Annotated in this window: 11 protein-coding genes; 6 read left to right on the plus strand and 5 right to left on the minus strand. The window is 44.8% G+C overall.

The window, feature by feature from the left end; translation table 11 throughout:
* Window positions 1-398: 398 nt before the first annotated feature.
* The 3 genes from JGK14_RS03015 to JGK14_RS03025 all read left to right on the plus strand — a co-directional run bounded on the left by JGK14_RS03015 (window position 399) and on the right by JGK14_RS03025 (window position 1944).
* On the plus strand, window positions 399-959 hold the full coding sequence (locus tag JGK14_RS03015; protein WP_325314747.1) for a Uma2 family endonuclease: 561 nt from the start codon (window positions 399-401) through the stop codon (window positions 957-959).
* 303 nt (window positions 960-1262) lie between these two features.
* Window positions 1263-1562, plus strand: coding sequence for a type II toxin-antitoxin system HigB family toxin (locus tag JGK14_RS03020; protein ID WP_325314748.1), 300 nt, complete (start codon window positions 1263-1265; stop codon window positions 1560-1562).
* Window positions 1546-1944, plus strand: coding sequence for a helix-turn-helix domain-containing protein (locus tag JGK14_RS03025; protein WP_325314749.1), 399 nt, complete (start codon window positions 1546-1548; stop codon window positions 1942-1944). The genes JGK14_RS03020 and JGK14_RS03025 overlap by 17 nt, the downstream gene beginning before the upstream one ends.
* A 371-nt stretch (window positions 1945-2315) precedes the next feature.
* On the opposite strand, the gene JGK14_RS03030 is transcribed toward JGK14_RS03025, so the two are convergent.
* Window positions 2316-4787: an ATP-dependent Clp protease ATP-binding subunit gene (locus JGK14_RS03030; protein ID WP_293176598.1), complete on the minus strand. Its 2472-nt coding sequence runs from the start codon at window positions 4785-4787 to the stop codon at window positions 2316-2318.
* 89 nt (window positions 4788-4876) lie between these two features.
* Here JGK14_RS03030 and JGK14_RS03035 point away from each other — a divergent pair, with 89 nt between their 5' ends.
* Window positions 4877-5158, plus strand: coding sequence for a hypothetical protein (locus JGK14_RS03035; protein WP_325314750.1), 282 nt, complete (start codon window positions 4877-4879; stop codon window positions 5156-5158).
* A 356-nt stretch (window positions 5159-5514) separates the two neighbouring features.
* On the opposite strand, the gene JGK14_RS03040 is transcribed toward JGK14_RS03035, so the two are convergent.
* On the minus strand, window positions 5515-6081 hold the full coding sequence (locus tag JGK14_RS03040) for a hypothetical protein (protein ID WP_293176600.1): 567 nt from the start codon (window positions 6079-6081) through the stop codon (window positions 5515-5517).
* Window positions 6082-6203: 122 nt separating this feature from the next.
* Here JGK14_RS03040 and JGK14_RS03045 point away from each other — a divergent pair, with 122 nt between their 5' ends.
* Window positions 6204-7226 carry a hypothetical protein gene (locus JGK14_RS03045; protein ID WP_293189199.1) on the plus strand — a complete coding sequence of 341 codons (1023 nt, stop codon included), beginning with the start codon at window positions 6204-6206 and terminating at the stop codon, window positions 7224-7226.
* Between the two features lie 249 nt (window positions 7227-7475).
* Here JGK14_RS03045 and JGK14_RS03050 read toward each other — a convergent pair whose 3' ends face one another.
* The 3 genes from JGK14_RS03050 to JGK14_RS03060 form a co-directional block, all read right to left on the minus strand.
* Entirely contained in the window at window positions 7476-8303 is an 828-nt protein-coding gene (locus JGK14_RS03050) for a CheR family methyltransferase (RefSeq protein ID WP_293176604.1), read from the minus strand.
* 312 nt (window positions 8304-8615) lie between these two features.
* Complete coding sequence (locus JGK14_RS03055; protein ID WP_293145970.1) at window positions 8616-9050, minus strand: chemotaxis protein CheW; 435 nt, start codon at window positions 9048-9050, stop codon at window positions 8616-8618.
* Window positions 9051-9065: 15 nt separating this feature from the next.
* Complete coding sequence (locus JGK14_RS03060; RefSeq protein WP_325314751.1) at window positions 9066-11420, minus strand: chemotaxis protein CheW; 2355 nt, start codon at window positions 11418-11420, stop codon at window positions 9066-9068.
* Between the two features lie 732 nt (window positions 11421-12152).
* Here JGK14_RS03060 and JGK14_RS03065 point away from each other — a divergent pair.
* Window positions 12153-15110: a response regulator gene (locus JGK14_RS03065; RefSeq protein ID WP_325314752.1), complete on the plus strand. Its 2958-nt coding sequence runs from the start codon at window positions 12153-12155 to the stop codon at window positions 15108-15110.
* Window positions 15111-15423 lie beyond the last annotated feature (313 nt).

The raw sequence follows: 15423 nt of genomic DNA on the forward strand, positions 1-15423 counted from the left end.
CTTCAAAGTATCTGCGTTAATCTGCGTCGATCTCCATGACATCTGCGGTTGCTCTATCAATCAAAGATTAATGCAATTGCTCGTCTAATCAAATCCTGTTGCGCCGGAAGAGCGGGCTTACCAAAACTCTATTTTTTTGCGATAAAATGTAAAAAAAACGCCCTTTTTTTTGGGGTCAAAGGCTTGACATCCCCCGCTTAAAAAGGTATCATATTATAATGGGAGTGGTGGCAATTTTAAAATTTAAGTCACCACTCCGATTATCTAAAATATAGCGCAAAAATCAACCAAAATCAATAGGTAAAAATTCCTTTTTTTTGCGCCGCGATTTGAGATTGTGAAAGCAGCAAAGGCGATGCAACAGAAAAAGGGCAACTAAAAGGAGCGCCAAATAAGTGATGACAACTCAGTTAATCAAGCGCCTGTTCACAGTAAAAGAATATCATCAGATGATTGAATCTGGCATCTTGACAAAAGATGATCGAGTTGAATTGATTCGAGGAGAAATTGTTCAAATGGCCGCCGTCGGTAGAAGGCACACATCCCATGTCAAGCGCCTGACAGAGTTATTCTATATCCGCTTATTATCAAGAGTAACCATTGGAGTCCAAGATCCGGTAGAATTGGACGATCGCTCTGAACCTGAACCGGATATTTCCTTACTGCGGCGGCGCGATGATTTTTATGAATTGGGACATCCTCAGTCGGAGGATATTTTACTAATTGTGGAAGTAGCGGATACAACCGCTGAAACTGACAGAAATATCAAAATTCCTCTTTATGCTGAAGCGGGTATTGCAGAAGTTTGGCTGGTAGATATTAACGAGCAATGTGTCGTAGTTTATCGCGAACCTTCTCCATCGGGATACCAAAATATTCAAAGATTCCAGCGGGGTCAGATTTTATCTATTCTAGCTTTTCCAGATATAGAAATTGCTGTGGATGCGGTGTTGGGATAAAAAGCTGGACTCATACTATTTTTTTTGTGGCGCGACTTGAGAGTCTAAATGAACAAGAATCAGCTAAGCTTTTGAGTTGTTTTTCCTCTGACTGCATCCGATGGGCATCGAAATCCCTGTTGGAGTTGTCGTCATATGCAGGACTTCTGCAAAAACCCTGAATTGCCTCCTTTCTTGAGAATTTGTAAGATTGCGGGCGATCGGCTCTTGACATCCACCTCTCGAAATGAGAGAATAAAGACATACGCAAAACAAATGGAAGCAAATCGATGTTAAAAGTTCAACAAAAGATATTAAAAATCCATGCACCTAATTTCAATTCGCACTCTCCGTGACGATGCTGCCATGTATCCCGATGTCAAAAAACAAATTGATAGCTGGTATGCGACTGTCAAGAAAGTAGAATGGCAGAACTTGGAGGATGTTCGCAAGATTTACCGGGATGCCGAAGCAGTGGGAAATTTCACTGTCTTTAATATCAAAGGTAACGAATATCGCCTGATTGTCGGCATAGACTACGAGAGCCAAACGGTTTATTACAAATATTTCTTAACCCACGCTGAATACGATAAAAACAAATGGAAAAATGACCCTTACTTTTGATCGAGCTAATTATAGCAATTTGCTGGCAGAAGTCGCTCCACGGGCGATCGAAACCGACGAAGAATACGATCGCCTCCTAGCAGTCGCAGAGGGGCTGACGTTCGCCAAAAACCGCACTCCCGAAGAAAAAGCTTTACACAAGTTATTGGTAACGCTAATTGAAGTTTACGAGGCCCAAAACTATCCGATCGACAAATCCGAACCTCACGAGATTTTGCAGCACATCATGGAAGCCAGCGGCACCCGTCAAGCTGGCTTAGTTGGCATCATTGGATCGAGTGGCGTAGTGTCTGAGGTTGTCAATGGCAAGCGAGCAATTAGCAAAGCACAAGCTAAGGCACTCGGCGATTATTTTAAAGTGTCGCCTAGTTTGTTCATTTGATATGATGTAAATGCCAATTTTCAACACTCATGCAGCAGTCTTCCGTAGGGTGTGTCGCTATCCAGCATCTTTAAGAAAGACGGCTAATTTAATAGCGACGCACCTGGGAGGTTCAATAAATCAAGAAGCAACCCTCCGTTTCACTCCGCCCAATATTTTTTTAGCAAGCTTTTTTATTGGCAATGAAATGTTGGATTTGTTTATTGAACTATTGACAAAAATCAGGTGCGTCGCTATTAGATTGTCACTTTTTTTGAGAATTGTTGATGGCGACGCACCCTACAAACTGGTATTTTTTAATAATTAAAAACCCGGTTCCTCCAAGAAACCGGGTTTTTAATCAGACGTTATTTATCTGCGTGTCATCGCACTTAATGGCTTAAGGCGAATTCCGGCAATCTCGGTTCAGATTCGCCACCTGGTAATACCTTAACCTGACCGTTTTCATCCACATCTACGATCGCACTTTGACCGTCTTTCAACTTCCCAGACAGCATTTCCTCAGCCAGTACATCCTCCAACAACCGCATGATGGCGCGGCGCAAAGGTCGAGCACCGTAGCTGGGATTGTAGCCTTCTTTAACTAACAAATCCTTGAACTTGTCTGTCACCGACAAAGTAATACCCTGTTCGGTTAAGCGACTGAAAATTTCCTGCAACAAGATGTCAGCAATCTGCTTGATTTCTGCCTTGTTCAACTGTCGGAAGACGATAATCTCATCCAAGCGGTTGATAAATTCGGGACGGAAGAACTGTTTCAATTCTTCGTTTACCAAGCTGCGAACCCTGTTGTACTGACCGTCTGCGGCACTTTCGGCAAACTCGAAACCCAAACCGCCGCCGCCTTTTTCAATGACTCGCGAACCGATGTTTGATGTCATGATCAGCAGCGTATTCTTGAAGTCTACCGTGCGACCTTTAGCATCGGTCAAACGGCCGTCTTCCAAGATTTGCAGCATCATGTTGAAGACATCCGGGTGAGCTTTTTCGATTTCGTCGAACAAGACTACTGTGTAAGGACGGCGCCGGACTGCTTCTGTTAGTTGGCCGCCTTCGTCGTAGCCAACGTAACCGGGAGGGGAACCGATGAGTTTAGAAACGGTGTGGCGTTCCATAAACTCGGACATATCTAACCGAATCATCGCGTCTTCGGAACCGAAGAAATATGTTGCTAAGGCTTTTGTCAGTTCGGTTTTGCCGACGCCTGTGGGGCCGGAAAAGATGAAGCTGGCGATCGGGCGATTGGGATTTTTCAAGCCAACCCGCGCGCGGCGGATCGCCCGAGAAACTGCGCTGACAGCTTCTTCTTGACCGATCAAACGCTGGTGCAAGGTGTCTTCCATATGCAGCAGCAATTCCGATTCCGATTCTGTCAGCTTGCTAACAGGTACTCCCGTCCAATTTGCCACGATGTGGGCGATGTCTTCTTCGGTGACGATGGGAGAGATTCTGACTTGGCTTTTGTTGATTGTAGCTTCGGCGATTTCAGCTTCGATTTCTAATTCGCGATCGCGCAATTTGCCTGCTTTGTCGAAGTCTTGTTCGCGCACAGCAGCATCTTTTTCTTTACTGACGGCCGGAAGTTGTTTTTTGAGTTCTTTAACTTCGGGCGGGGTTTGCGAGTTCAGCACGTGCACGCGGGAACCTGCTTCGTCAATTAAGTCGATCGCCTTGTCTGGCAAAAATCGATCGTTAATGTACCTGTCTGACAGTGTAGCCGCTGCTTCTAAAGCTGCATCGGAAATTGTCAGTCTGTGGTGCTGTTCGTAGGCCGATCGCAAACCGTACAATATTTCTATTGTTTCAGCCACACTCGGTTCGCCGACTTTAATCGGTTGGAAACGGCGTTCTAGGGCTGCATCGCGCTCGATGTGCTTGCGGTATTCATCCAAGGTAGTCGCGCCGACACACTGCAATTCACCTCGGGCGAGGGCTGGTTTGAGCATATTGGAAGCATCCATGCTACCTTGAATCGCGCCTGCACCAACTAAGGTATGAATCTCATCGATTACCAGAATGATATTGCCGGCAGCGCGAATTTCTGCCATGATTTTCGTCAGCCGTTCCTCAAATTCGCCTCGGAATTTTGTACCAGCAATCAGCGAACCCATATCGAGGCTGATTACTTGTTTGTCTTCTAAAATTTCCGGGACGTTTCTGTTAACAATCCGCTGGGCGAGGCCTTCGGCGAGGGCTGTTTTGCCGACTCCGGGTTCGCCTACTAACACTGGATTGTTCTTCGTGCGGCGCCCCAACACTTGGATCACGCGCTCGATTTCATTTTCGCGGCCCACGACTGGATCGAGTTTGCCGGCTGCTGCTAGCTTAGTTAAGTTAGTGCCGAATTCTTCTAAAGTTGGGATTTTGCGATCGCCACCGCTATCTCCTCGGCCTCCGGGGATTGCCGCGACTTCTCCCACAGCACGAATGACTTGCGTGCGAACTCTCTGGCGATCGATTCCCAGGTTTTGCAGCACCTTCGCCGCCACACCTTCATCGTCTTGAATCAACCCAAGCAGAATGTGCTCGGTGCCGATGTAATTGTGGCCTAACTGCCGCGCTTCATTCAGCGCCGTCTCAAAAATGCGCTTGACGCGGGGTGTAAACGGAATTTCTGGCGGGAGAAACCCGGAACCTCTACCGATGATATTTTCGATTTCATTGCGCGCCTCTTTCAAGTTGAGGCCCATATCCAGTAATACTTTTGCAGCGATGCCAGTGCCTTCGCCGACAAGTCCCAGAAGAATTTGCTCGGTGCCTACAAAATTGTGACCGAGGCGCCGTGCTTCCTCTTGAGCTAGCATTATTGCTTTAATGGCTTGTTCTGTAAAGCGTTCAAACATATTTTTTCCTTCCTACTGTCTTGGCGAGGGCTGTATCGCTGCTGGTGAGGAGCGATTTGAAATACTACACAAATTATATATGTAAATTTTTGTGTATTTCCTTCTTTAACAATGTATCGCTAGTAATTAGGGGCGGACAGTGGGGAGAGCCGAATAGCAGGGGTGTGGTTGCCGTCTCGGAGTACGCTGTACAATACGAGCTACAAGTGGCAATGCAAATTAAGCCTAATAATGTTGGATCTTACTTTACTTGGCGGCTGCCACTGTGTCAAGCATTTTCTCAAAGAAAGCAAGCGAAAGTGCCTCGGGGGGCGATCGGGGAATGCTTTTGTTTCAAATCACGTGCTTTGAGCCAAAGTATTGCACCCTAAAGCAATTTTATTTTAACCGGTCAAGGGACTGCTGCGGGCGTGCGATCGCCTGCGACCAAATCGACAGCGTTTTTTAATTGCTATTAGTCGCCTGCTTGCCCAATAAATTAAGAGGGCTTGAGACTCAGCATTTTTTGCGGTGATTTTGCCTTTTAACTTATAATATTTTCCTCATTTTACCGGAAATAATTGGTTGAAAGCCGGAACCCTTTGAGACAGAAATTAAAATCAGACTATTCATTACTCCCATCCTCGGACTTAAGGATAGAGTTCGCTCTCGAACTGTCAACTGTCAACTGTCAACTGTCAACTGTCAACTGTCAACTGTCAACTGTCAACTGTCAACTGTCAACTGTTTAAAGCCATTGTGCAAGCAACTGTTCAATAACTTTCACAAAGCCGATCGCAATTTGAATCAACGGCCAACCCACCAGACAAATTAACGCCGCCCAGCGAGTTTGAATATCCAAACCTTGGCGAACCGCCACAATTACAGCCAGCAAACTCCACACAGCTAATATCCGCTCTATGCCTTCTCCCAGCAACGGAATTAACGTTAAGAAATTTAGCACTTGGGGGGCGTAGGCAAATCCGATCGGCACCAGCAACTCCCCATAAGTTACGTGACCCGGTTTCAGCCAGTCCCCAATTTTCGAGATAGTGAAACTCCAAAAAAAATAACCACCCACGACTGCCAAACCATCTATCCAAAGTGCTAAAAATAACACAGATAGCTCAGTTCGATTGATTAACAAAATAACGGCATTTCCCAAGACCCGAGACACCGCTGCTAAAATTACAATTGTTAAAGCTATCCGCTTAGTTCTGCCAGTGTAGGGAGTTTTTTCATAAAAATTGCCGTTCAAAGAAAGTGCGTTCCAAAGCGTTGCCCGCAAACCTGTAATTGAATCTTCTCCCTTCACCTTTAATCCCTGCTCCTCTAGATAGTTGACAAGTTGGATAAAATAAGCTCTAATACAGCAGACTCACCGAACTATTTCTACGTAATTAGGTAATTAACAGGCATTCTACCAGATTTTATTAAATGCTAAGATTGATTTTGCAGATACTTGCGTGGCTGCGCGGGGGAAGTTTAAATTTGTTGACCATCGCAGGTGTAATCCTGATAATTTGGGGCATTCTTTCGCCGATCGGAACTGTGATCTGGTGGCTGGGTCAAAGTGCCGAAACCTTGGGTATCAAGAAAAGTCCGCCGGGGATATTGCCCTCAAACAACGGCAATCTAGAAGCGCGCAAGTCTTCGCCGATCAATTGTTATATCATCTTTTTACCGGGAGTTGGCGATTTTTCGGGGAACGAATTAACGCCGGGAGAAGAGTTTTTTCTCAAGCGTTTAGTTAAAAGTCACCCGCAGTGCGTAGCAGTGGGGGATATTTTTCCTTATTCAGCTTCTAACAAAAGTTTAGGAGGACAGCGGTTGCTAGCTCCTTTTTGGCGGTTTGCAGAACACGCAAAAAGCGGGCCAATTGCGGGCGATATATTTATCAAAATTCGCAATCTCTGGAGGTTTGCAATTTCTCTAGATTATCGCTACGGTTTTGCATACAATCAGGGAATTGCTAATGTAATTATCGATCGCATGAATGCTCAATCTCCCATTTCAGCTAATCCTCAAAAACCTTTGCAAGTTATTTTAATTGGCACTAGCGGGGGCGCACAAGTTGCTTTAGGTGCTACTCGCTATCTTAAAGAATGGCTGAATGCAGAAATTACAGTTGTTTCGGTTGGGGGCGTGTTTTCGGGAGAAAATGGTTTTGCAGAAGCCGATCGCATTTTTCATTTTCGCGGCACTCGCGATGCAATTGAGGATATTGGCGGCATCGTTTTTCCGACTCGCTGGTACTGGTACGCGACTTCACCTTTCAATCAAGCGCGTTCGCAAGGCCGCTATGCAGAAGCTTTCAGCGGCCCTCACAAGCACGACGGCGATGATGGATATTTTGGAGAAAATGTGGCGGGGAACGGTAAAAAATATGTAGATATCACGCTGGAAAAGATTAATCAATTGCCTGTTTGGTCTGAGGGTGCGGCCAAAAGAGAGGACTGAAGTCCTCACTACGGACCTAATTATAGGTTCGTAGTGAGGACTTTAGTCCTTCTTAATTCCTAAAGATTAGACTTGAATTGTAAAAATAATTAGGACGGGCTAGAAGCCCATCCCACATTTTTTTGTGGGATGGGCTTCTAGCCCGTCCTAAATTTTGATTAAAAAGACTTTTGCAATCTTGTCTATTAATCAAGAGAGGACTAAAGTCCTTACTACGAACCAATTTTATGATAGTCGATCGACCGCACATCATCTCAATCGATAACATATACCTTTTTCAAATTGCACCAACTCAAAAGCCGGGTCAAGATTTACAGTTGTTTCTCCTCCCCCTAGGAATAAGTAGCCCTTGGGGCGCAACACCCGCCGCACTCTCGCTAAAATCGATTGCTTTGTCTGAACATCAAAATATATTAAGACGTTTCGCAGAAAAATAATGTCCATTTGAGGCATCGATCCAAAGGGTTCTGTCAAGTTAATCTGGCGAAATTCGATCGCCTTGCGGAGGTGTTCTTTAATCTGCCATTCCTTGCCACACTGCTGGAAGTATTTGTGTAACAATGCTGTTGGTAAACCGCGCACTACTTCGTGCTGCGCGTAGCATCCAGAATTTGCTCGCTTCAGCATGGCTGTAGAAATGTCGCTACCAAGTATCTGTACTTGATTTCTCGCTAACTGCGGAAAGTATTCGCGCAGCAGCATCGCAATACTGTAGGGTTCTTGGCCGCTGGAACAAGCAGCACACCAAATATTCAAAGTGCGATCGCCCTGGATCTGTTTTAACAATTCGGGAAATACTGATGTTTTTAATATCTCGAAGGGGTTGATATCTCGGAAAAAAAATGTCTCGTTGGTCATCATTGCTTCGACTGTCGATTCGTGAAGTTGGTTAAAACGCTGTTGTTTGATTTGTTTTAACTCTGCGACTAATCCGCTGATGGAGTTTGCTCCGGCTTCTTTAGCTACCATCCCTAAACGCGATTCAACTAGGTACATTTTCTCTTCGGATAGGAATACACCTGTGCGATCGTATACAAGTTTTCGGATATAATCAAAATCTGCAATAGTTATCGGCATGGTAATTGAAGGAAGAGTTGACAGTTGACAGTTGACAGAAGGAAGAAGGAAGAAGGAAGAAGGAAGAAGGAAGAAGGAAGAAGGAAGAGGGAAAAACAGTTATTTGTGCATTCGTGACTAATGACTACTATTAGCGAGAACTTAAGCTCGCACTAATGACTAAGATCTTGCAAAACATCACTAATGACGTTGGACGTTCGCGAGCGGGGACAGCACTATGACTAATGACTAATGACTAATGACTAATGACTAATGACTAATGACTACTGACTACTGACTACTGACTAATGACTACTGACTAATGACTACTGACTACTGACTACTAAAATCTACAACTTTATCAACATCTAAAAATAGCAGTAACTGCCCTTGTAGCTTGTACGCTCCTCGAATTAGCGGGCGTATTTTGCTAGTAAAAGTATCTGGAGGAGTTTCAAAATCAGCTTGAGATACTTCTAGCACATCTCCAATATCGTCAACTAACCAACTGACTGTTTCATCGCCAGTTCTCACTATCACATTTAAAGGCAATTGTTCCACAGGCCGATCGCACAAATCCAACCGCCTCCGCAAATCAATCGCCGTGACAATTTGTCCCCTCAAGTTTATCAATCCACCGACTACTGCGGGCGCTAGCGGCACTCGCGTCATCTCCTGATAGCGGATGATTTCTTGAACTTTCTCAACCTCTATGCCAAAAAATAAGCTGTCAACGAAAAACGTACAAAGTAGAGTTTCTTCAGGCATTGTTTAATTATTCCTTTAATAGCCCGAGCTGGCGCTTGCTAACATCTGCTCGACTCCGAATAAATTGTTGTTAATTACTGCATCAACATCGAGGATTTCAGTAACTTGACCCTGAATCACAGCACAATATGAAATTCCTGCTTGAGTAGCTGCACCTTTAATGTCGATCGCCTGTTCTACAATATCCAGGATGCGATCGACTACCAGACCGACTTGGTGTTCTGAGCCGATCGACACTACGACTAACGGCAGTTTATCATCTGCTGCGCGCGATCGCCCGTCCAGACCGTTGGGCCCCCAATCAGCCGACTCACTGCCGCTACCAAACACCGCCGTCAAATAAATCACCGGCATAATTTGGTTGCGGTACTGCACCACATTCTGCTTCCCGACTCGCTCCAAAAGATGGCGGGGAAACTCTTCTAAGCGACAAACTCGCGATAGGTGAATCGCCATCCGCCGACAGTCTGGGCCCTGAAATACTAGCAACTGTTGTGGAGGTTCTGAAGATTCCCGGCGGCTGTTTTCGTCAGCTAAAATCGCCTTTTCCTGAGCCTCCGTCATGTGGGTTTTCTGAGCAATCCCGTGCACGTCCAAAATCAAAGCAACTTTACCGTCGCCCATGATAGTTGCTCCGGCAAAACAAGCTAGAGATTTTAGTTGTTTTCCTAAAGGCTTAACCACAATTTCTTGCGTGTCGTTGATGGCATCTACCACCAACCCAAAAGGTTTGTCTGTCGCTTGCACTACTACAATATTTAAAGCCTCATCTGTGTCGAATTGCGATTTTTTGCCGTTTTCTACAATTCCTGTTTCTAACTGTAATTCCCGATTCAAATAAATCAGTGGCAGCAGTCGCCCCCGCAACCGATAGACTGGCGTTCCGTGAAACATTTCTATTTTTTTAATTTGTTCTCCTTCCAAACGCATCAGTTCTAGCAAGTTGACTTGAGGAATTGCGTAGCGAGATCCTCCGGTAGTAATAATTAATGTCGGAATTATCGCCAGAGTTAAAGGAATTTTTAACTTAAAAGTTGTGCCTTTACCGACTTGACTTTGAACGTCTATCGTGCCGCTGATTTTTTCTATATGTGTCTGCACAACGTCCATCCCCACTCCCCTACCGGAGATATTGGTGATTTTTTCGGCGGTTGAAAAACTGGGCATGAAAATTAAATTTAGGGCTTCGCGATCGCTCATTTTCGCTGCGTCAACAGCAGAAAACATTCCTTTTTGCACTGCCTTACTTTTAATCCGATCTGGATCGATTCCCCCGCCGTCATCGGAGATTTCTATGTTTACCTGACCGCTTTCGTGATAGGCTCGCAGTAGCAGTTTACCGAAGGCGGGCTTGCCTTTGGCGACTCGCACTTCTGATGTTTCAATGCCGTGATCGAGGCAGTTACGGACTAAGTGAGTTAGCGGATTGGCGATCGCCTCGATTAAGGTTTTGTCTAATTCTGTTTCTTCGCCTTCCATTTCTAACTGTACTTGTTTGCCCAAGCTGAATGCTGTGTCGCGCACTACGCGGGGGAATTTGTTCCAGATAGTGCGAATTGGCTGCATTCTGGTCTTCATTACTCCTTCTTGCAGTTCGGAAGTAACTAAGTTTAAGCGGCTGGATACTGATTTTAATGTATCGTCATTTTGGGTGTTTGCTGTTTGGGTATTGGCAAATTCTAAGATTTGGTTGCGGCACAAAACGAGTTCGCCTACTAAGTTCATTAGTTTGTCCAGCAAGCCGACATCTACTCGGATTGCAGTATCGGAAATTTTGAATTTGTCACCCTCGGTATCCGCAGCATTTACCTGTTGGCTGGTAGTATTCGTAGCAGAGGGAATTAGCAATTGCTCGATCGACAATAAAGCATCTGCATACAAATGCTCTCGTGTCAACTCTGATTCTTCTGGTTCCTCGATCGCAACTTCTGGAGTTACTGAGTTGGATTGGGCGATCGCACTCGGCAACAATTCAGATGCAGTACCGCCGGATTCTTGGAGTTGCAAAAGTCGATCGAGCAATGCCGTGTGGGCGATGGGGCTTTCTTCTCCCGTCTTTTCCAGGGCTTCCATGTGCGATCGTACCGCGTCGATTGTCTCCAGCAAAGCGCTAGTAATATCGGGAGTCATCGTCAAAGTGCGATCGCGCAAGAGGCTGAGCAAATTTTCTCCTGCGTGCGCCACAGACTCCAGTTTTTCCACCCCCAAAAAACCGCTATTGCCTTTAATCGTGTGCAAACCGCGGTAAATCCGATTCATCACCTCTCTATCGGCATCATTTTTTTCTAAAGCTACTAAATCCTCCTCAATTTGGTTTAAGTATTCGTAGCCTTCAATCAGAAATTCCTTTACATCTTCATCAATTTCCATCGAGCCAGTTCCTTATTCATCGGTTTGACGCTGGATTAAAATAGGGTGCATCTGGTTTTGGCAAATATATCCGTAGGGGCGAAGCATGACCGTAGTCAATATGGGATTATAACTAATAACTTATATGCGGTCATGCTTCGCCCTCTTCAAAAACCAAATGCACTCTTAAAATAAATTATCGAATAGTTGAAAACTGTAGTGTGCCCCAGTCAGTGGATTTTAGATTTTAGATTTTAGATCGACTCCTCTAGATGGATCTGGGAGCTTGAACTATTGTCTAAAATTTTGAGTTCGACCCTCGTGAGTGTACGTGGCACGGTACCCGTTATTGGGCGGGGTCAGCTTTATTCGCGATCGTGCGATCGTAGCTAAATCATTGCCAACTTGACCTCACAAGTATACTATATCTATACGAATTAGCAAAAATTATTAACATCGCAGTCCCGCAGTCGTGTTTTTGAACTCTGGCAAAAAAATCTGTATCAGGGTTTACCGCAACTGCCAAGGAAAATGCACGACTTACACACTCTTAGCGCGCTCAAACCCCGTTTCTTCCTAAAGGCCTGTCCCCAAACCTCTTATTTATCGTATAAACCGGGTTTCTTGAGCCAGCCATCGGATAGAAGCTGGCAGAATAAATGAATATAATTTTTCAGGATTGTTGCCTCCCAAGCTTTTTTTTGATAACTTCTGAAGTATACATAAATTTCGTCACTTTTCCACCTACAGAAAATGCTAGAACAAATAGAACAAGCGCAACAAAGATTCAACGTCCTCGATCGCGTTCCCATCGGATTGTGCGTGATCGCTCGCGATTTTACCGTGCTGTTTTGGAACCGCACACTAGAGCAGTGGACAAAGCTGCTCAAAAAAGAAATAATCGGAACTAACCTCAAAACTCACTTTCCCCAACTCGAAGAACCTAAATATCAAACTCGCTTAAAACAAGTATTTAACAATGGCTTGCCCACCGTATTTTCTCCCCAACTCCACCAGCCCCTAATTTCATCAAATTTACCCAACGGCAAACCTAGAGTTCACAACACAAACGTCACTCCCATACCAGCCATCAAAGGAGAAGGTTTTTATGCTTTAATCGCGGTTCAAGATGTTTCCGAAGTAACGCAGCGCATCCAAACCTATCAGCAAGAAATTAAACACCGATTAGTAATAGAAGAAGAACTCAAGCGCGCCACAACTGACGCCGAAGCTGCCAACCGAGCCAAAAGTGAATTTTTGGCAATGATGAGCCACGAAATCCGCACGCCGATGAACGGAGTCATTGGCATGACTGAGCTGTTGCTAGATACGCAACTTTCGCCAAACCAGCGCAATTTTGTGAATACAATTCGTACCAGCGGCGATTCTTTGCTGGCAATTATTAACGACATTCTCGACTTTTCTAAGATAGAAGCAGGCAAGCTGGATTTAGAACAAGAACCGTTTAATCTCAGAAACTGTGTCGAAGAAGCTTTAGATTTAGTCGCGATGAAAGCTGCGGAAAAACAGCTAGACTTAGCTTGCGAATTGGATGCCAGTGTTCCCGCCTTCCTGTACGGAGATGTCACCAGACTTCGCCAAATATTGATAAATTTGCTCGGCAATGCTACCAAATTTACCGAAGCAGGTGAAGTGGTAGTTAAAGTAACAGCAAAACCCATTGCCGACAATGCTGTAGAAGTTACGCAAACTAACTCAATTTCTCAAATAAATATTGGGCTTGACAGCGAAAAATTCAGGCATAAACCAGCTTTAAATTCTTCTCTGTCAGACTCTGATGCTGCCGATTCTAAATATCTAGAACCATCAGAAAGTAGTAACTACGAAATTAAATTTACTGTGAGGGATACAGGCATCGGAATTTCGCCCGATCGCAAAAACATACTATTTAGAGCCTTCAGTCAAGTTGACAGTTCCACAACTCGCAAATATGGCGGTACTGGCTTGGGCTTAGCCATCAGCAAACGCCTCAGCGAAATCATGGGTGGCACTATGTGGGTAGAAAGCGAAATCGGCAAAGGTTCTAAATTTTCTTTTAGCATCAAAGCTCAGCCAGCACCGGCTAATGAAGAAATATTAAACCTGAATGTACCCCAGCCTCAACTAGCAGGTTTGCGACTGCTGCTAGTTGACGATAATCCCACAAACCGCAAAATTCTTACCCTGCAAGCTATGTCTTGGGGAATGGTTGTCCGCGCAGCAAAATCTGGCGCGCAAGCGCTGAAAGTGCTGCAATATGAAACTATGTTTGACATAGCGATTCTAGACTTTCATATGCCAGAAATGGACGGCATTACTTTAGCAGAAAAAATTCGAGAATTTCCTCAAGGTAAAAATTTACCTTTAATGATTTTGAGTTCTGGGGGGAGGCCATCTCGCCGCGAAGTTCAAGGGCGAGTTGAATTCGCAGCTTTTGTATACAAACCAATTAAGCAAGCACAGCTCCATGAAGTTTTGCTTCGCATCTTGGGCGGGGAATGTACCCCAATTCAACCGTGTTTTTCGCAGCCTCAATTTAATTCACAATTAGCCGAAACACTGCCTTTGAAAATGCTGTTGGTAGACGATGTAGAACTCAATCAAATGGTAGCAGGGCAGATGTTGCAGAAGTTAGGTTACAGTGCAGATTTTGCCAGCAGCGGACAAGCAGCTTTGGATGCTTTGGAGCGTTCGGAATACGATATTGTGTTTATGGATATGCAGATGCCAGAAATGGACGGTTTGGAAACTACTCGCCTGATCCGCCAGCGATTTTCGGGAAATTTAATATTAGAAAATCCAGCTCCAGAATCTGGATTTTCAGCAACAGACGAGCAATCTCCCAATCCAAAATCGACTTCTCCTTGGATTATTGCAATGACGGCTAATGCGATGCAGGGCGATCGCGAACTTTGTTTAGATGCTGGCATGAATGATTATATCAGTAAGCCGGTGCGAGTCCAGGCGATCGTTCAGGCGATCGCGCAGTACGATCGACAAACCGGGCGATCCAAATCCTATTCAGAGCTTAAAAATTGGCAGACTCAGCCGACAGACTCTGCTTCCCAAGCTCAGCCTGGAAACGAAATGAAAAATGTTGCACCCGCAGTTGATGAAACTGCGTTGGAAGAGTTAAAGCATTTAATCGCCCGCGCAGGTGTTTTGATTTCACAAATTGAAGGTGGAAGTCAATCGGGAGTTGCAAATTTTCCTCCTAATTCTGGGGAAATTGTAGCGGGTACTAATAACATTAAATTTCCGACTTTACCTGCTGTGACAGTTCCTAGATTAGAGGCAGAAAACTCCCAAATTTTACCGCCAGCCACACCGCAAAATTTTCTACCCGAAACAGCACAAACCGAAATAGAATTGCCGCCTCTTGACAGTCAAACTTTTGAAGAATTGACGGATTTACTGGGAGAAGAAGCTGAAGAATTTTGGATCGAGCTAGTAGATAAATTTCTGGAAGTTGCACCGCCAAAATTGCAGGAACTCGCCGATGCTGTCAATCAATTGAATGCTCCCGCAATTAAAGCCTCGGCTCACGCTCTTAGAGGTGCTTGTACGACAGTCGGAGCCATGCCTTTGTTTCAATTGTGCGCGCAGCTCGAAGAGATGGCCCGGAAGAAAACTCTCTCAGGTAGCGAGGTTCTGATGTGCAAAATTGCAGCCGAATATCAGCGGGTAAAAGCGGCTTTGTCATCTAGTTGATTGCTATCGAAGAAGGAAGTTCGGCAACGGATTTATTTGCAGCATCTCAATGAGTCAATCGTGTACGCAAGTATCACAATACTTAAAGGTTTTTTAGGTACGTTATTGCGATAGAGCGCTCAAGCGCAACAACGTACCTTTTTTAAAGTGCCACTTGTCTCCAGGAGTGTGAGTGTAAAAAGCAAAAATAATTGACAAAAGCAACCCGATATGGTGTGTCGGTGGCGCGGGACGATCGATCGCCCGTTTTCCGCAAAATCTTCAACATTTAGGCCATTTAGCCAATTGCGAAAATTTAAAAGTTCTGACATAA

It is taken from the genome of Microcoleus sp. PH2017_28_MFU_U_A (assembly GCF_020738035.1).
GTDB lineage: Bacteria > Cyanobacteriota > Cyanobacteriia > Cyanobacteriales > Microcoleaceae > Microcoleus.